The organism is Humitalea sp. 24SJ18S-53 (assembly GCF_050632385.1).
Taxonomy (GTDB): domain Bacteria; phylum Pseudomonadota; class Alphaproteobacteria; order Acetobacterales; family Acetobacteraceae; genus Humitalea.
Genome location: NZ_CP192599.1, coordinates 4,294,644 through 4,310,098, shown reverse-complemented (window position 1 = coordinate 4,310,098; position 15,455 = coordinate 4,294,644). Strand labels below are relative to the sequence as shown.

18 protein-coding genes are annotated in these 15,455 nt (G+C 70.0%); 3 read left to right on the top strand and 15 right to left on the bottom strand.

Annotation, left to right across the window (positions count from 1 at the left end; translation table 11 throughout):
* Nucleotides 1-4: 4 nt before the first annotated feature.
* Together ACQW02_RS20690 and ACQW02_RS20685 are read right to left on the bottom strand one after the other, a co-directional pair.
* Entirely contained in the window at nucleotides 5-1,612 is a 1,608-nt protein-coding gene (locus tag ACQW02_RS20690; RefSeq protein WP_431281796.1) for a GMC family oxidoreductase, read from the bottom strand.
* Nucleotides 1,609-2,532 carry a LysR family transcriptional regulator gene (locus ACQW02_RS20685; protein WP_431281795.1) on the bottom strand — a complete coding sequence of 308 codons (924 nt, stop codon included), beginning with the start codon at nucleotides 2,530-2,532 and terminating at the stop codon, nucleotides 1,609-1,611. The genes ACQW02_RS20690 and ACQW02_RS20685 overlap by 4 nt, the downstream gene beginning before the upstream one ends.
* Nucleotides 2,533-2,639: 107 nt before the next feature.
* On the opposite strand from ACQW02_RS20685, the gene ACQW02_RS20680 reads away from it, so the two are divergent.
* The gene (locus tag ACQW02_RS20680) at nucleotides 2,640-3,074 is read left to right on the top strand and encodes a DoxX family protein (protein ID WP_431281794.1); all 435 of its coding nucleotides are present in this window, start codon (nucleotides 2,640-2,642) and stop codon (nucleotides 3,072-3,074) included.
* Between the two features lie 45 nt (nucleotides 3,075-3,119).
* Here the strand turns inward: ACQW02_RS20680 and ACQW02_RS20675 are convergent, their stop codons facing one another.
* The gene (locus ACQW02_RS20675; RefSeq protein WP_431281793.1) at nucleotides 3,120-4,163 is read right to left on the bottom strand and encodes a trypsin-like peptidase domain-containing protein; all 1,044 of its coding nucleotides are present in this window, start codon (nucleotides 4,161-4,163) and stop codon (nucleotides 3,120-3,122) included.
* A 74-nt stretch (nucleotides 4,164-4,237) separates the two neighbouring features.
* On the opposite strand from ACQW02_RS20675, the gene ACQW02_RS20670 reads away from it, so the two are divergent.
* Nucleotides 4,238-4,432, top strand: coding sequence for a heavy-metal-associated domain-containing protein (locus tag ACQW02_RS20670; RefSeq protein WP_431281792.1), 195 nt, complete (start codon nucleotides 4,238-4,240; stop codon nucleotides 4,430-4,432).
* On the opposite strand, the gene ACQW02_RS20665 is transcribed toward ACQW02_RS20670, so the two are convergent.
* From ACQW02_RS20665 to ACQW02_RS20610, 12 genes are all read right to left on the bottom strand, one after another.
* Complete coding sequence (locus ACQW02_RS20665) at nucleotides 4,414-4,803, bottom strand: gamma-butyrobetaine hydroxylase-like domain-containing protein (RefSeq protein WP_431281791.1); 390 nt, start codon at nucleotides 4,801-4,803, stop codon at nucleotides 4,414-4,416. The genes ACQW02_RS20670 and ACQW02_RS20665 overlap by 19 nt on opposite strands.
* Complete coding sequence (locus ACQW02_RS20660) at nucleotides 4,803-5,009, bottom strand: Trm112 family protein (protein WP_431281790.1); 207 nt, start codon at nucleotides 5,007-5,009, stop codon at nucleotides 4,803-4,805. The genes ACQW02_RS20665 and ACQW02_RS20660 overlap by 1 nt, the downstream gene beginning before the upstream one ends.
* A 26-nt stretch (nucleotides 5,010-5,035) precedes the next feature.
* The gene (locus ACQW02_RS20655) at nucleotides 5,036-5,695 is read right to left on the bottom strand and encodes an LON peptidase substrate-binding domain-containing protein (protein ID WP_431281789.1); all 660 of its coding nucleotides are present in this window, start codon (nucleotides 5,693-5,695) and stop codon (nucleotides 5,036-5,038) included.
* 67 nt (nucleotides 5,696-5,762) lie between these two features.
* On the bottom strand, nucleotides 5,763-6,689 hold the full coding sequence (locus ACQW02_RS20650; protein WP_431281788.1) for a tetratricopeptide repeat protein: 927 nt from the start codon (nucleotides 6,687-6,689) through the stop codon (nucleotides 5,763-5,765).
* A gap of 91 nt (nucleotides 6,690-6,780) precedes the next feature.
* Nucleotides 6,781-7,224: a hypothetical protein gene (locus ACQW02_RS20645; protein WP_431281787.1), complete on the bottom strand. Its 444-nt coding sequence runs from the start codon at nucleotides 7,222-7,224 to the stop codon at nucleotides 6,781-6,783.
* Nucleotides 7,211-7,477 carry a type II toxin-antitoxin system Phd/YefM family antitoxin gene (locus ACQW02_RS20640; protein WP_431281786.1) on the bottom strand — a complete coding sequence of 89 codons (267 nt, stop codon included), beginning with the start codon at nucleotides 7,475-7,477 and terminating at the stop codon, nucleotides 7,211-7,213. Before ACQW02_RS20640 ends, ACQW02_RS20645 begins: the two co-directional genes overlap by 14 nt.
* 56 nt (nucleotides 7,478-7,533) lie before the next feature.
* Complete coding sequence (locus ACQW02_RS20635; RefSeq protein ID WP_431281785.1) at nucleotides 7,534-8,448, bottom strand: alpha/beta hydrolase; 915 nt, start codon at nucleotides 8,446-8,448, stop codon at nucleotides 7,534-7,536.
* Entirely contained in the window at nucleotides 8,445-9,320 is an 876-nt protein-coding gene (locus ACQW02_RS20630; RefSeq protein ID WP_431281784.1) for an amidohydrolase family protein, read from the bottom strand. Before ACQW02_RS20630 ends, ACQW02_RS20635 begins: the two co-directional genes overlap by 4 nt.
* Before the next feature lie 46 nt (nucleotides 9,321-9,366).
* Nucleotides 9,367-10,656, bottom strand: a complete 1,290-nt coding sequence (locus ACQW02_RS20625; RefSeq protein ID WP_431281783.1) for a hypothetical protein — start codon at nucleotides 10,654-10,656, stop codon at nucleotides 9,367-9,369.
* Between the two features lie 27 nt (nucleotides 10,657-10,683).
* Nucleotides 10,684-11,661, bottom strand: a complete 978-nt coding sequence (locus tag ACQW02_RS20620) for an alpha/beta fold hydrolase (RefSeq protein ID WP_431281782.1) — start codon at nucleotides 11,659-11,661, stop codon at nucleotides 10,684-10,686.
* Between the two features lie 7 nt (nucleotides 11,662-11,668).
* The gene (locus tag ACQW02_RS20615; RefSeq protein ID WP_431281781.1) at nucleotides 11,669-11,866 is read right to left on the bottom strand and encodes a hypothetical protein; all 198 of its coding nucleotides are present in this window, start codon (nucleotides 11,864-11,866) and stop codon (nucleotides 11,669-11,671) included.
* Nucleotides 11,867-11,889: 23 nt separating this feature from the next.
* On the bottom strand, nucleotides 11,890-14,541 hold the full coding sequence (locus ACQW02_RS20610) for a response regulator (protein ID WP_431281780.1): 2,652 nt from the start codon (nucleotides 14,539-14,541) through the stop codon (nucleotides 11,890-11,892).
* On the opposite strand from ACQW02_RS20610, the gene ACQW02_RS20605 reads away from it, so the two are divergent.
* A complete protein-coding gene (locus ACQW02_RS20605; protein WP_431281779.1) occupies nucleotides 14,528-15,454 on the top strand; it encodes a substrate-binding periplasmic protein in 927 nt (308 codons plus the stop codon). The two genes, ACQW02_RS20610 and ACQW02_RS20605, sit on opposite strands and share 14 nt — an antisense overlap.
* Nucleotide 15,455: the final 1 nt, after the last annotated feature.

Here is a 15,455-nt window from a genome sequence, read left to right as displayed (position 1 = left end):
CGGCCTACGCCAGCACCATCCCCGCCCCGCGTTCCGCCACCGCCAGCACCGTCGCGTTGATGTTGCAGACGGGGATCGTCGGGAACACGCTGGCATCGATCACTCGCAACCCATCCAACCCACGCAACCGCAACTGTGGATCCAGCGGCGCGTCGGCGCCCCCCATGCGGACGGTGCCGCAGGGGTGATAGACGGTGCCGCCCGCCGCCCGTGAAAACGCCAGCAGCCCGGCATCATCGGCCACATCCGGGCCGGGCCGAACCTCCCCGGTCACGACGCCCCGCAGCGGTGCCGCAGTCATCCAGCGCCGCGCCAGGCGCAGCCCCCGCAGCAGCGCATCCCGGTCGCCCGGCGTTGCCAGATACCGTGGCGCGATGCGCGGCGCCGCGGCCGGATCGGGCGAAGCCAGCGTCACCGCACCCCGGCTTTCCGGCCGGCATTGCCAGACGCCGGTGGTCGCACCCGGCAAATCCTCCGGCACGCCGATCCGGCCGGGCTGCCAGGACAGTGGGCCGGCGTTGAACTGCACGTCGGGCACGGTCTCCGCATCCGCGGCGCGCCCTGCCTCGATCCGGCGCGTATCGGCAAAGACCGCCATCATGCCGGGTGACCAAGTGAGGGCGCCCTTGGCCTGGATCAGCCAGCGCGCCGCCTCCAGCCCCAGGCGCGGCCAGGTGATGCGGCGGTTGGCCGACCAGCGGTGACCGGCCAGGCGCCAGGTCAGCCGCACGATGAAATGATCCTGCAGGTTCTGGCCGATGCCGGGGATGTCGCGCAGGGGCACGATGCCATGGGCGGAAAGGGCGTCGGCCGGCCCCAGCCCCGACAGCATCAGCAGATGCGGGCTGCCGATGGCGCCCGCCGCCAGGATCACCTCCTTGCGCGCCTGCACCACGCTTTCCACGCCCTCGCGCCGGATGGCGACGCCGGTCGCGCGGCCCGCTTCAACGACGACGCGCAGTGCCAGCGCCCGGTCGATGATGTTGACGCGCCCGGTGCGCAGGGCGGGGATCAGGCAGGCGCGCGCGGCTGACACCCGCGCGCGGCCGCGCCGGGTTTGCTGGAACAGGGCGACGCCCTCGCGGCGCGCACCGTTCATGTCGGGGTTGTGCGGGATGCCGATGGCCTCGGCCGCCGCGACCATGCGTTCCAGCAAGGGCGGGGTTTCCGCCAGGGGCGACACGGGAATGGGGCCATCGCGGCCGCGCAGCCCGTCCGGGTCCTCGCCGATATAGGATTCATGCGCGGACAAGGCCGGCAACATCGCCTCCCACCCCCAGCCCGTCGCGCCATGCTGGGTCCAGAGGTCGTAGTCCGACGCATGCCCGCGCACATGCCCCAACCCGTTGATCGACGACGACCCGCCCCAGACTTTTCCACGCGGATAGTCATAGGCGGGCAAGCCCAACGCCTCGTCCGGCGCCGTGCGGAACCCCCAGGTCAGCCGCGGATGCGTCAGGATCTTCGCGTAGCCGGCGGGGATGTGGATCCAGGGGTGGCGGTCATGCCCACCGGCCTCGATGACACCCACCGTCAGCCCCGCCGCCGAAAGGCGCATCGCCAGCAGCGACCCGGCCGATCCCGCGCCGACAATCACGACATCGAACATCATCCCGGTGCCGGCCCCATCCCGCGCGCCACGGTCATCAGGGTGCGGCGCAGCCAGGCGTGGCCCTGGTCGGCCTCGAACCGCCGGTGGAACACCAGCGACAGGCGCAGGTGGCGGATTTCGATCGGGCAGGGGCGCATCACCAGCCCATGCACATCGGCCATCTGCTGGGCCAGGCGCGCGGAGAGCGTCATGACCAGGTCGGTCCGCCGCAGGATTTCGGGGACAGCCGACAGATGCGCGACCGTCGCCCCCAGGCGGCGCGGGAACCCCGCTTCCCGCAACGGTACGTCCAGCGCGCCATCCAGGCTGCCATTCGGCGAATGCAGCAGATGCGGAAAGGCGACGAAACGTTCCAGGCTGATCTCGCCCTCGGCCAGCGGATGGCCCGGGCGCACCAGGGTCAGGAAGGCCTCTGGCAGCAGCCGCACGCGGGTATAGAGGGCAGGGGGTTCGCCCAGCACGGCGACCGCCAGCCCGGCATCCCCGGATTCCAGCATGTTCAGCGCATTGGTGCGGTCGGCGTGGCGGATCGCAAGCATGCAGTTGGGGGCTTCGGCCGCCATGCGTTCGATCAGCGCCGCGCCCAGCACCGCCTCCGCATATTCGCTGAAGCCGACCATGAAGGTGCGGGTGGAGGTCGCGGGGTCGAAGGGCGCGTGGGTCGCGAGGGTTTCGCGCAGCCGGTCCAGCATTTCCGCCACGGGGGCGGCCAGCGACAGCGCCAGCGCGGTCGGTTCCACCCCGCCCGGCCGGCGCAGGAACAATTCATCCCCCAGCGCCGCCCGCAGCCGCGCCAGCGCGTTCGATACGGCCGGCTGCGACAGATGCAGTCGTTCGGCCGCCCGCGTCACGTGCCGTTCCCGCGCCACGGCATCGAAGACCCGCAACAGGTTCAGGTCCAGCGTCCCGAGATCGGCCATGCGAGCCCCTTCATTGATCTGCGTGATGATGGGCGTTCGCGATGCTGCTTGGAAGCCGGGGACAAGCTCGTGCATGACGCTGGGCATAGAACCGAACGGAGACCCCCATGCCCACCACCGCCACCACGACCCCCTATGCCGCCTTCCTCCTGCGCGTGTCGCTGGGGCTGATGTTCCTGGCCCATGGCGCGCTGCTGAAGCTGATGACCTTCGGCATCCCCGGCACGATGGGGTTCTTCGGCAGCCTGGGCTATCCGCCGATCTTTGGCGTCGTCGTCATCGTGGCCGAGATCGCCGCGGGCATCGCCCTGATCGCCGGCGTCTGGGTGCGCCTGGTCAGCATCCTCGCTCTGCCGATCATGATCGGCGCCCTGATCCAGCACAGCGGCAATGGCTGGCTGTTCAGCGCGACCCGCGGCGGCTGGGAATTCCCCGCCTTCTGGATCGCGGCGCTGCTGGTGCAGGCCGGGCTTGGTGCCGGCGCCTTCGCCGTGGACACGAACAAGCTGCTCGGCCGCACGCCGGCGACCGCGCGCGCCTGATCGCCTGAAACACGGCCCCCGCGCCGCTTCGCCGGCGCGGGGGTCTTATCGTTCGCAGCGGATGAACACGGTGGACCGGTGCGCGATGTCGCCGACATCCGGCGCGCTGCGGTCAGGACCGGTGCTTTCCGCCAGCCGCGGCGTGATGCTGGCGCGGCGCAAGAACTCCAGCGCGGCGCTGCCCCGGATGGCGAAGTTCACATTCTGGGCGATGTCGCCGGTGCGCCGCGCGACATTCTGGGCGTTCAATTTCGACACCACGACGCCGACCAGGTTGCCCTGCATATCCAGCATCGGCCCGCCCGAATTGCCCGGCTGGACCTCCGCGCTGACCTGGTATTGCGCCTGGTTGTCGCCGAGGCCCGCCAGGCCGTTGATCTCGCCGCGGGTCAGCTTGGGGTCCGACGACAGCAAGCCTGCCAGCGGGAAGCCATAGACCACCACACCCTCACCCCGGCGCACGGCGGGGCCGCTGCGGAAGGGCAGGGGCGGCAGCCCCAGCCCCGGCACGTTCAGCACCGCCAGGTCCAGCGCCGCATCCACCCGTGCCGGTGGCACGGCCGCGATCATCCGCCCATCCGGCGTGCGGACCAGCACGCGGTTGCAGGTGTCCACGACATGGTGGTTCGTCATCACCCGGTCGGCGGCGATGGCGAAGCCGGTGCCGGAACTGGCGCGCGCCTGGGCATTGGGGGCGGCGTTCGGCGCCCTTGGCGCGGCCGGTGCAGGGACCGCTGCCGCGACCGGCACGCGCGGGGTGGAGGGATCGAGCGCGATCTGCCGCTCGGTGCAGACATCCTGCCCGCGCACCACCGATTCCCGCCCGTCCGTCAGCACCATCCGCAGGTCGAACTGGCACCCGGCCCCCGCGTTCGGCCGCAGGATGAACCCCGCGCCATCGCCCAGCGGGCCGCGGTTCAACAGGTTGCCACCCCAGTCGGGCCGCCCGCTGCGCACGGCATAGAGCGCCGTCGCCTGCTGCCCGGTGCGGTTCAGCACGCGAAAGCCTTCGGTCGCGGGGGTTTGGGCCAGGGCAGGGGGGGCCAGCACCAGGATGGCCAGCAGCAGCACGCGCGGAAAGGATGTCATGCGGCGCAGATTTGCCATCCTGTGCCCCGGGTCAACCTCGGGCGTAAGATATCGCCGCCCATGGAGACCCCACGATGATCACCCTGACCGTCACCGGCATGACCTGCGCCCATTGCGTCCGCGCGGTGGACCAGGCGATCAAGGCGCTGGACCCCGCCGCGCAGGTGCAGGTCGACCTGGCCAAGGGCATCGTCCAGGCCACCACGACCCTGTCCCGGGACGCGGTCGCCGCAGCCATTCGTGCCGAGGGCTATGGCGTCGCCGACTGACGCCCCCGCCGGGGCGGCGGATCGCGCGACAGGCCACGTTCGGCCAGCGCCGCCTCATAGGCCGCCCAGATCCCGGCCTGCTCTTCCCCCAATCGGCGCAACGTCGCCCACGGAAAAATCCCGCTGTCGTGCAGATCGTCGAAGACGATCCGAACGGCGTAATGCCCGACCGGTTCCAGCCGCATGATGTTCACATGTCGCCGCCCGGCGACGATGGTTTTTTGGCCTGGGCCATGGCCCTGCACCTCGGCCGAGGGGCTTTCGACCCGCAGGTATTCCGCCGGCAGGTGAAACACCGCGCCATCGGCGAAGGTCACGTCCAGCATCCGGTCGGCCGTGCGCAGCCGCAACTCGGTGACCGCGTGCTGCATCATCCCTCCAGGCGGCGCGCTTCGTCCGGCAGCATGATCGGGATGCCGTCGCGGATCGGGAAGGCCAGGCCCGCCTGCTCGCTGATCAATTCCCCGGCGGCGCGGTCGTAGCGCAACGGTCCCTTGGTCACGGGGCAGACCAGGATTTCCAGCAGGCGCGGATCGACCGCGCTGCCGGGTTGGGGGGGGGTGGTCGGTTCGGTCATGGCTGGCGTCTCCCGGTCCATCGTCTTCAGCTCGGCCGGCCTTCCGGGCCGGCGCCGCCATGGGCTTCCATCTGCAACAACGCGACCAGCATGCCGGCACGGTCCCCGGGCGTCGGCGCTTCCAGCAGCGCCTGCTTTTCCCGGGGGTCGAAGGGGCAGACCATGCACAAGGTCGTGACCAGGGTCGCATCGGCCGTCTGGTCGATCGCATCCCAATTGGCGTCGATGTGCTGCGCCTTGAAGTAGGGCCGCAAGGCCCCGACCAGCGCCGCCCGGTCGAGCGGACCCGCCTCCCCATTCGCCAGGTCGCCGGCGAAGCCGCCGTAATCGGCGCGCACCCGCCGGTAGCCGCGGCGCAGGGCGATCTCCTCCACCACATGGAAGCGCAGCATCCCGGTCAAGGTGACCAGGAAGCGCCCATCCTCGGTTTCCGAGAAAGATGTGATCCGCCCCAGGCAGCCCACGCGATACAGCGCCGGGCCGCTCGTCCCGCGGGCGCCCGACGCATCCGGCTGGATCATCCCAAAGACCCGGCCATGGCCCATCGAATCCTCGATCATGGCCAGGTAGCGCGGCTCAAAGATATTCAGCGGCAGCCGGCCCTGGGGCAGCAGCAGCGCGCCGGTCAGCGGGAAGACGGGGATCTCCTCCGGCAGGTCGGCGACGCTGATGGTCAAGGCGGACATGGGACATGACCCTTCGGGTGGGACCATTTCTCCAGGCCCCGGGGCCGAACCGCCACGCCGCCGGGGATCAGCGGAACAGCAGCGCGGAGAGTTTGCGCCGCCCAGCCTTGGCTGCCGGGTCCTCGAAGCCCCAGGCCTCGAAGAACTTCAGCAGCTGCTTGCGGGCGGCCTGTTCCCCCCAAGTGCTATCGCGCTTCATGGCGTCAAGCAGCGCATCGGTCGCGGCGTCGCGCTGGTCCATCGCATTCAGCGCGATGGCCAGGTCGATCCGGGCCGCGTGGTCGTTCGGATCGGTGGCCAGGCGGGCCTCGAAATCCGCCAGCTTCTCGCGCGCGGCGCGGCCGACGATGGCCAGTTCCAACTGCGAACGGACCGAGGCCAGTTCGGCATGCTGGGCGATCTTTTCCGGTGCGGAATCGAGCACGGCCTGGGCCTGCTCCTCCTCACCCAGCAGCATCAGCATGCGGGCGACGCCGGCCAGGGCCTCGGGGTTCTCCGGCTCGGCCTGGGCCAGGGCGCCGTAGGCCTCCAGGGCAGCCTGGTGGTCGCCCGCCTCGGCGGCGGCCTTCGCCTCCGCCAGCAAATCGGCGCTGGGCATCTGCCCGCCGGCCGCCTTCAGCAGGCCCTCGACGAATTTTTGCACGCCGCTTTCCGGCAGGGCGCCCTGGAACAGGTCCAGGATCTGGCCCTTCCAGAAGGCGACGACGGTCGGCACGGACTGCAGGGGCAGCCCCATCTGGGACAGTTGCTGGACGAGCTGCTGGTTCTTGTCGATGTCGATCTTGACCAGGCGGACCCGGCCGGCGGCCGCGCGCGTGACCTTCTCAAGCGCCGGGGTCAGCGCCTTGCAGGGGCCGCACCAAGTGGCCCAGAAGTCCACCAGGATGGGGACCTCCTGGCTCGCCTGGACGACGTCCTGCATGAAGGTTTTCTGGTCGCCGTCCTTCACGGGGTCGGCGCCGTTCGGCAGGTTGGTGTTCAGAAGGGTTTCCATAGGGTCCGGCCGCCTGAAATGGTGGGGGTGCGTTTCGGCGGCATAGATGTCCTCCCGGGGGGCGGTAGGCAAGCGGGGGGGATCGGGATCGCTATTCCGTCCGGCGGACGGCCCTGACGTGTTTCGCGTTCCGCCAGGCGGCAAACGCCTGCCGCACCCGCGCCATCAGCACGGAGGGAAGCGGCCCATAGACGACCGACCCCGCGCCGGCCTCCGTCGCCCGCAGATCCGGACCCGGCCAGCCGAAGACGTTGAACTCGGACACCATGATCCAGCACTGCTCGCGCTGAAGCCCAAGCCGCGCCCGCGTCGGGGCAGGGATTTCGACGCCCGCAGCCGATTCCGTCGGCGCCGAGGAGGTTATGGGCAGCACCACCACCTCGTTAGCGCCCTCAGCCGTCCGGATCAGCGCGACCACGGCGGCCGGCCGGTCCTTCACCGCCTCTTCACGCCCCGCGTCGTGTTCGTGGCTCCATAGGTAGGCGTAGCGGATGACGTCGCCGACGGATGGCAGCGCGCCCCTAACCGGCCTCATGATCGAAGGCCTGCGCCTCCTCCGGCGGTCGCGCCGCCAGGATCGCGTCCACCACATCCTGCGGGGCGTCTTCCGTCCGCACGACCTGCCGGTCGCGCCGCTTGAGCCGCTCGTATTCCTCGATCGAGATCATGACCACGCGTGCCCGCCCGTTGCGCGTGACCGCGACGGGTTGGGTCAGGGCCTTGTCCTGGTAAAGGCCGAAATGCCGCTGTGCTTCGGCCGCTGGAATCTTGAGCATCGGCTCGGTCATCCGGAGAATCCTTGGATTATGTAAAATACATAACCCATGCATGGGGTGTTTTCCAGCTACCGCAGCCGCTGCACAAACCCCGCGATCGCATCCGACAACTCCCGGTCGGCGGTGCCGATGGCAAAAACCGTCGAAAGATGGTTGTGCCCCGGCAGCCGGGCCATCGCCGGGGCGCAGCCCACCGGGCGGGCGCAGAGCGCCGCCTGCAAGGCCTCGCCCTGGCGCAGGAACCCGGGCGGGTCCAGCGCCGCCGTCGCCTGCATGATCGGCAGGTCCGTGGCCGCCAAGCCCTCCAGCGACCCCCGTTCGGCGTAGAACGACCGGTCGGTGCCGTAATAGGCCTCGATCCCTGGCGAAGGCGGCAGGGCGGCGATGTCATACAGGCCCGAGATCAGCACCAGTCCCGCGATCCCCTCGCCCGTGGCGGCGAAGGCGGCCGCATGCGCGGCGCCGGCCGAATGGCCGACCAGGATGATGCGGTCGGGATTGCCGCCGAAATCCGGCGCACGGGCGCGGATCCACCCGATCGCGGCGGCCAGGTCCTCGGCCGCCGCGGGCCAGGGATGCGCCGGCGCCAGGCGGTAGGTCACGTTGATGCCGACCATCCCAGCGCCGACCGCCCAGGCCCCGATGTTCTGGTAGGCAAAACCGTTGGCGCTGCGCTTGTCGCCGCCGGTGAAGGCGCCGCCATGCACGAAGACCAGGATCGGGCGTGCCGGGCCGGGGGTTTCGGCGACAAAGATGTCCAGTTGCTGGCGCGGATCGGGGCCATAGGCCTGGTCCAGCACCTCGCGCACCCCCGGCCGGGGGAAGGGCTGATGGAACGGCGCCAGCAAGGCCGCCGTGCGGGCCGGGTCCACCACGGGGCCGAGGGCCGCGAGCCCATCCTCGACCCCCAGCGGCAAGGCGCCGATCTGGGCCTGGGCGGAGACCGCGCCCAGCAGCCAGATCGCCAGCGCCTGCGCCTTCATCCCAGGGTTTCCGGCCAGTAGAGCCGGGTCGGGTTGTCCACCAGCACCTGGTGACGCACCGCCTCGTCATCGGTGAAGCGCGCGAAGAGATCGACCAGCGCCCCGTCATTCGGCATGTCCTGGGAGATATTCGGATGCGGCCAGTCGGTGCCCCAGAGGCAACGGTCCGGCGCCACCGCCAGCAGTTTTTGCGCGAAGGGGATCGCGTCCTCGAACGGTGCCCGCCCGACCGACACGCGTTCGGCGCCACAGATCTTTACCCAGGCCAGGGGGTTTTCCATCAGCCCCAGCAGGGCGCGGAACGGCGCCTGATCGGTCCCCAGCTTCGCCTGCACCCGGCCCATGTGGTCGATGACGAAGGGGATGCGGATGCGGTCGATCCGCGGCGCTAGGTCCGCGACATCCTGCGCATCCAGGTGCAGCACGACGTGCCAGCCGAGTGGCTCGATCAGCGCCAGCACGCGGTCCATCACCGCCAGGTCCGGCATGCCGCCCAGATGGCGGACGAAGTTGAACCGCACGCCGCGCATCCCGCCGTCATGCAGGCGGGCCAGTTCCCCGGCCGTGATGTCGCCATCGACCACCGCGACCCCACGCATGGTCCCGCCGCTGCGGGCGATCCCATCCAGGGTCACGGCCATGTCGGTGCCGTGGCAGGAGGCATGCACGATCACCGCACGGCTGATGCCCAGGTGCCGGTGCAACGCCTGCAGCGCCTCGAACGGCGCATCGGGCGGCGTATAGGCGCGATCGTCCGCATAGGGGAACACATCAGCCGGCCCGAAGACGTGGCAATGCGCGTCGCAGGCACCGGGCGGCATGCGGTAGGCCGGGGTGGTGGGGTGTGGGTCGGGGGCTTTGCAGAGCTTCATACTGGGGAGTCTCGCGCGGCTTGTCGGGGCGGCGCAAGCCATGCGGTCAGGGGCGCATGGCCTCGGCGGTCGCCAGGCGCTTTTGGAAGCCGGCGTTGTCGGGCATGCGCGCCACGGCCTCCTGGGCGGCGGCGATCGCGCCGGCCCGGTCGCGGCAGCGCATCAGGTAGCCGGCCAGCGCGTGGTGCCCGGACGGATCGGCCGGGTTGAGTGCCAGGACCTGGCGCATGGTGGCGGCTGCCTCGGCAAAGGCCCCGGCGATGCCGAGTGCCGTGGCCAGCACGCGCAGCGTCGGCCGATGCGCGGGGAGCAGAAGCAGGGCGGCCCGCGCCGCCGCCATCGCTGCGGCCAGGTCGGCGGCATCGCCGGACCCGCGGCGTTTTCGCAGCGTCACGCTGGCCAGGTCGGACAGGGCGGCCCCGCGCGATGCATCATCGGTGGCGGCTTCGATGGCCGATTCGGCCAAGGCGATGGCCCGGGCGACATCGCCTTCCCGCGATGCCCGCGCGGTCAGGCGCCGGAGAACCTTGTGATACAGAGGGCGCGCCCGCAGAAGCTCGTCCGCGACCATCCGCGCCGCCTCGCGCCGAAAAATCCCGGCGGCCCAGACGGGATGCCGGACCGAGGCCGCGCGGAACAAGTGGTAGGAACGATGCGCCGAGGCGCGCCGCGCCTGGGCCGTCAGGCGCCCCAAGGCCGGCGCATCGCCCGCCAGGGCCGCGCTGAACAGAAGGGATGCGATCTCGGCACGGGCGATGGTCATCACCGGGCGATGCTGCGTATGCGGCATCCAGATGACGGTGACGCCTGGGGCCGCGGCGCGGATCATCTCGACGTTCCAGCGATCGATCTTATCCTGGGGGTCGATGAAGATGTAGCTGCGCGGCGCGACATCCGCCGCGGTGATCTCCATGCCCTGGTTGAAATCGGGGCGAAAACGATGGCTGTTCCGGGTGAATTCCCCGACCACCGAAGGGTCGATGGAATATTGCGGGACGAAGGCCAGGGTCGCCGCGGCTTGCAGCGCGCTTGCATACTTCAACGCGCCGTAGCCCCCCTGGGATGACCCATAGGTCAGCCGGCGCGTGTGGCGCGCCAGACGGGGCGCCAGCGCCGCGATGGCGGCCCGCATCGATGTTTCGGGGTACCAGTTCGGCTTGCGGGACACGAAGCCGATACTGTCGATGCCAAGCTTTTCCGCCACGGGCTGGCCCCAGAAGCCATGGCCTTCGGTCGGCATGGCGATATGGGCGAAGGTGATCAGCAGAAAGTCATGGTCGCTTTGCGCGACATCATGCGCCGCGACGTAGATCTCATCATCCTCGAACAACAGCATGCGGCGGCCCGTTTCGGTGGGCTGCCATCAACCCGCCAAAAAATCCCGCGTCAATGCGCGCAGGAACGCCGTATCCACCGGGTTCGTCGCCGGGTTCCCCGCGCGATGCCCCCAGATCGAGGGAATCGGCACCACCCGCCCATCCCGCAGATGCGCCACCTCCGCCAAATTGTCGGCGACGCGGAAATACAGATCCGTCTCCCCCGGCATCAGCAGTACCCGCGCCTCGATCGCGGCCAGTGCCGCCGCCAGATCGCCACCGGGGGCGATGTCCCCCGCCTCCCAGGTGCGCAACTGCGCCAGCAGATCGGCCGCGTGGCGGCGCTGGTAGCGGGCTTCCCATTCATCCCGCAGGTAGTCATCCAGGGCCCCGGCCCCATGCAGCCCGGCGCGGTAGAAATCCTGGCTCAGCGCCATCGTCGCATAGATGCGGCCAAAGGCGCGCAGGGCCGCGACCGGGGGCGCCGAAAACCCACCCTTGCCATCATATTCCGGCGCCGCTTCCAGCACCGCCATCAGCGATTTCAGGAAGATGCGATTGTGCACGGCGGTGCGGGCACTGCCGCAGACGGCGATGATCCGCGACACCGGCAGGGGCCGGGCCGCGGCCCAGTGGTAGGCCTGCTGCGCGCCCATCGACCAGCCATAGACCGCATGCAGCCGCGCGACGCCAAACACCTCCGCCAGCAAGCGCGCCTGCGCCGCGACATTGTCCCAGGCCGTCACCAGCGCGGGGTAGTTGTGGGTGTTGGAGGGCGATGACGACACGCCATTGCCGAACATCTCCGGGATCAGCACGAACCAGCGGCCCGGGTCCAGCACACCCTGCGGCCCGACCAGCCATTCGATATCGGCGCCATGCGCGGAATAGGATGTCGGATACAGCACCACATTATCGCGCGCCGCGTTCAGCGTGCCATGGCTGCGCCAGGCCAACCGCGCATCGGGCAAGATCCCGCCGTGCCGCAGCGGCCAATCGCCCAGCGCCAATGTGCCTTGATCCATGCTGCTGTCACTTCTTCCGGGACGCGAGGGCGGCGATCACCACCACGGCGGCGACCAGGGCAACCCCCACCATCGCGCTGACCACGCCGAAATTATCGGAGTCGCGCGACAGGAACAGCGCGGTGATCGCCGCCGACGCCGCCAGGATGATGCGAACCAGGACCGACATCACCGCCCCCGCCGTGTTCAGATGGGCCAACTTCACGCCCCGCGCGGCTGCGCGCAAGCCTATTGGGCCGGTTGCGCAACCACGGGGCCGAGCCCCAGCATGGCCAGGAGCGCCACGCGCTGCACCGGCTTGGCCATGTAGTCGTCCATGCCCGCGTCCCGGCACTGGCGTTCGAACTCGACGCCGACATTGGCGGTCAGGCCGATGATGCGGGTGCGGCGGTTCCGCCCCGTGCCGCCGCGGATCTGGCGGGTCGCCTCCAGCCCATCCAGCACCGGCATCTGCAAATCCATCAGGATCACGTCATAGGGCAGGCGCTGGGCTGCGGCGACGCCCTCGGCGCCATCGGCCGCGACATCCACATGGCATTGCGCGCGGTTCAGGATGGCCTTCATGACCAACTGGTTGGTCGCATTGTCCTCGACCAGCAGCACCCGCAGCCGTGGCGGCGCGCCGGCATCCGGTTCGGCCGGCAGGTCCGGCGCCACCGGCGCCGGCGCCTGGGCCAGGCCCAGCGCATGCAGCAGCGCGTCGCGCAACCGCCCGGGCAGGGCGGGCTTCAGCAACACGGCATCGACCAGGCCCGACAATGCGCCGCCGCCCGCGCCAATGCCCGACGAACACAGCACCAGCACGGGCTTGCCGGTTGTGGGGTCGGCGCGGATGCGGCGGGCCAGCTCCGTCCCATCCACCCCTGGCATCTGCCCATCCAGCACCGCCGCCGCAAAGCCTTCGCCCGCCGCCGCCGCGACCCGCAGCAGCGCCAGCGCCGCATCGGCATCGGCCACGGCCATCGGCCGCGCGCCCATCGTGGTCAACTGGCGTGCCAAAATCTCCCGGTTCAAGGCCAGGTCATCCACGACCAGCACGCGGCGGCCGTCCAGCCCGATCAAGGGCGGCGCCGCATCGGTGGTGCGGCCGACGACAATCTCGAAGCGAAAGACGCTGCCGCCGCCATCGCGCGGGGCGGCATGGATGCCGCCGCCCATCTGTTCCGCCAACCGCCGGCAGATGGCCAGGCCCAGGCCCGTGCCGCCGTATTTGCGGGTGATCGACGCATCCGCCTGGGTGAAGCGTTCGAACAGCAGCGGCACCTGTTCGGCCTTGATGCCGATCCCGGTATCGGCCACGGCGCAATGCAGCAACCAGTCCTGCCGCCCCGGGCCAGTCAGCTTGGCGCCGACGACGACCTCAATCCAGCCGCTTTCGGTGAACTTGATCGCATTGCCGATCAGGTTGAACAGGATCTGGCGGAAGCGGCCCGGATCGCCGACCACCCGGGCCGGCAGATCATCGTCCAGCGCGACCACGAGTTCGACACCCTTGGCCGCGGCCTTGGGCGCGAACAATTCGACGATCGTCGCCATCTCCGCCTCGATCCCGAAGGGGATCGCCTCATGGTCCAGCATCCCCGATTCCAGCTTGGAAAAATCGAGGATGTCGTTCAGCACCATCAGCAGATGTTCGGCGCTGCTGCCGATGGTGTCGGCATAGCGGCGCTGCATCGGGTCCAGCCCGCTGTCCAGCAGCAGCCCGGTCATGCCGATGACGCCGTTCATCGGGGTGCGGATCTCATGGCTCATGGCGGCCAGGAATTCCTCCTTGGCCTGGGTCGCCCTGCGGGCCGCCTGTTCGCTGCGGGCCAGTTCGTCGCCCTGCGCCTTCAGCGCCTGCGCCTGGCGGAACATCAGCCACAGCGCGCCCAGCACGATCAGGGCGGCGATGGCCGATCCGACCAGCAGCGCCTGCGCCAGGCTTGCCGCGGCCTCGACCGCGGCGGCGCGGGTGCGGGCGACCTCCACCACGAAAAACCCCTGCCGCGTCACGGCAAAGGATGCGACCACATCCTGCCCATCCTGGTCGCGGCCGGACCAGGTGCCACTTTCCCGGCGCGGCAGGAAATCGCGGAACGGCCAGGCCAAGGCATGCATCTCCCCGATGCCGCGCAGGCTGCGGTTCGACCGCGCCAGCAGCAGCCCGGCGGGCGATGAAATCCGCACCGTCACGCCATAGGCCATGGCCGATTGCCGGGCGATCGCCGCCAGGTCCTCGGGGTTGATCAGCACCACCGCCACGCCGGCGAAATCGCCCCGCAGGCCACGGATGGTGCGTGCCAGCGGGATCGACCAGATGCGCTGCTCGGCGATGGAACGCGTCGGGTCGGCCGCCAGGTAGCGTGCCGGTTCCGGCGCGCCCAGCCCGGTCAGGGACGACCCCTGCCGCATCACCTGGAACCATGGACGGTCGGCGATGCTGAGATCCTCCAGGCTTTCCACCGTGGAGGACTGCACGATGCCGGCGGCATCGGTGACGAAGACGGCGCGCAACAGCGGCACGTCGCGAATCCGGGCGGATAGCGTGCGGGCCAGGGTGTCGGTATCGCCATCGCCAACGCGCTCGGCCAATTCGGCCAGCACGATGTCGACCGTCTGGATGTTGCGCGACAACTGCTCCGCCAGGCTGGCGGCGACGCCCTGGGTCAGGCGCCGTGCCTCGGCGATGGCGTCCCGCTGGCCGCGCTGTGCCAGGATGCCGTACATGACGGCCAGGCTGACCCCCACCAGCAGCGCCGCCGCGGCGAACAACAGCCAGGGCTTGGGCTCGCTCGCACGGCCTTGTCCGGGGCGAAAGCCGAGGAATTGGCGGATCCGCCCATAGGCGTTTTGGGTGGGGGAGTCTTGGATGGGGGAGTTTTGGATGCGGCCCGACATTGTCGCGATTATTGCAGCCTGCGCCGCGTTCGTCATGCAGGCATCGGTGTTTTCACCAAAGCTTGCGGCGATGACCCGGATCGCGCCCGCCCAAATCGTTGACGCCGGGGCCGGCCCCCCCGTCCAACTGGCGACGCACACGTCGCAGCCGCATGTGGTGACGCCGCCGATGACCTCGCCCCATTCGGGGCAGCCGCGCCTGGCGGTGATCCGCGCCCGGGGCGAACTGCTGGTCTGTATCTGGCCGGAATATTACGCCATCTCCTGGCGCAACCCCCGCAATGGGGAGATGGAGGGGCTGGACGCCGAGATGGCGCAGGCCCTGGCCGATCGGCTCGGCGTCCGGCTGCAATTCGTCGAAACGCATTTCGTGGAATTCCTGGACCGGCTGGAACAGGGCGACTGCGACATCGCCATGATGGGCGTCGGCATCTCACCGGAGCGCAGCGAGAGGGTGGCGTTCAGCAAGCCCTACCTGGGCAGCCCCATCTTCGCCGTCACGACGCGGGACAGCCCGCGGGTCGCCTCATGGGCCGACATGGACCGCCCGGGCCACGTGATCGCGGTCGCCGCCGGCACGATCCAGGTCGGCCAGATGCGCGGGGCGCTGCGCGCCGCCGAACTGCTGGTCGTATCCCCCCCCGCGTCGCGGGAGGCGGAGGTGCTGGCGGGCCGCGCCGACGCCTTCGTCTCCGACTTCGCCTATACGCGCGGGATGCAGCAGATGCACGGCTGGGCGCATGTGATGGAATCGCCGGATCGTTTTGGCGACACGCTCTTCGCCTATGCCGTTGCCCGTTACGAGACGGCCTGGCTGGCGGAGGTCGATGCCTTCCTGGCCGCGGCCAAGGCCGATGGGCTGCTGGCGCGCCTGGCCGAGCGCTATGGGCTGACCTCCGGGCTGGTGCGCTGAA

Excerpts from the sequence above, each read along its gene's own strand:
- ACQW02_RS20625 (WP_431281783.1), bottom strand. The coding sequence starts at position 10,656 with ATGCTGTTGTTCGAGGATGATGAGATCTACGTCGCGGCGCATGATGTC.
- ACQW02_RS20645 (WP_431281787.1), bottom strand. The coding sequence starts at position 7,224 with ATGAGGCCGGTTAGGGGCGCGCTGCCATCCGTCGGCGACGTCATCCGC.
- ACQW02_RS20685 (WP_431281795.1), bottom strand. The coding sequence starts at position 2,532 with ATGGCCGATCTCGGGACGCTGGACCTGAACCTGTTGCGGGTCTTCGAT.
- ACQW02_RS20690 (WP_431281796.1), bottom strand. The coding sequence starts at position 1,612 with ATGATGTTCGATGTCGTGATTGTCGGCGCGGGATCGGCCGGGTCGCTG.
- ACQW02_RS20610 (WP_431281780.1), bottom strand. The coding sequence starts at position 14,541 with ATGTCGGGCCGCATCCAAAACTCCCCCATCCAAGACTCCCCCACCCAA.
- ACQW02_RS20680 (WP_431281794.1), top strand. The coding sequence starts at position 2,640 with ATGCCCACCACCGCCACCACGACCCCCTATGCCGCCTTCCTCCTGCGC.
- ACQW02_RS20650 (WP_431281788.1), bottom strand. The coding sequence starts at position 6,689 with ATGGAAACCCTTCTGAACACCAACCTGCCGAACGGCGCCGACCCCGTG.
- ACQW02_RS20675 (WP_431281793.1), bottom strand. The coding sequence starts at position 4,163 with ATGACATCCTTTCCGCGCGTGCTGCTGCTGGCCATCCTGGTGCTGGCC.
- ACQW02_RS20630 (WP_431281784.1), bottom strand. The coding sequence starts at position 9,320 with ATGAAGCTCTGCAAAGCCCCCGACCCACACCCCACCACCCCGGCCTAC.
- ACQW02_RS20665 (WP_431281791.1), bottom strand. The coding sequence starts at position 4,803 with ATGCAGCACGCGGTCACCGAGTTGCGGCTGCGCACGGCCGACCGGATG.
- ACQW02_RS20655 (WP_431281789.1), bottom strand. The coding sequence starts at position 5,695 with ATGTCCGCCTTGACCATCAGCGTCGCCGACCTGCCGGAGGAGATCCCC.
- ACQW02_RS20635 (WP_431281785.1), bottom strand. The coding sequence starts at position 8,448 with ATGAAGGCGCAGGCGCTGGCGATCTGGCTGCTGGGCGCGGTCTCCGCC.
- ACQW02_RS20660 (WP_431281790.1), bottom strand. The coding sequence starts at position 5,009 with ATGACCGAACCGACCACCCCCCCCCAACCCGGCAGCGCGGTCGATCCG.
- ACQW02_RS20605 (WP_431281779.1), top strand. The coding sequence starts at position 14,528 with ATGCGGCCCGACATTGTCGCGATTATTGCAGCCTGCGCCGCGTTCGTC.
- ACQW02_RS20670 (WP_431281792.1), top strand. The coding sequence starts at position 4,238 with ATGATCACCCTGACCGTCACCGGCATGACCTGCGCCCATTGCGTCCGC.
- ACQW02_RS20620 (WP_431281782.1), bottom strand. The coding sequence starts at position 11,661 with ATGGATCAAGGCACATTGGCGCTGGGCGATTGGCCGCTGCGGCACGGC.
- ACQW02_RS20640 (WP_431281786.1), bottom strand. The coding sequence starts at position 7,477 with ATGACCGAGCCGATGCTCAAGATTCCAGCGGCCGAAGCACAGCGGCAT.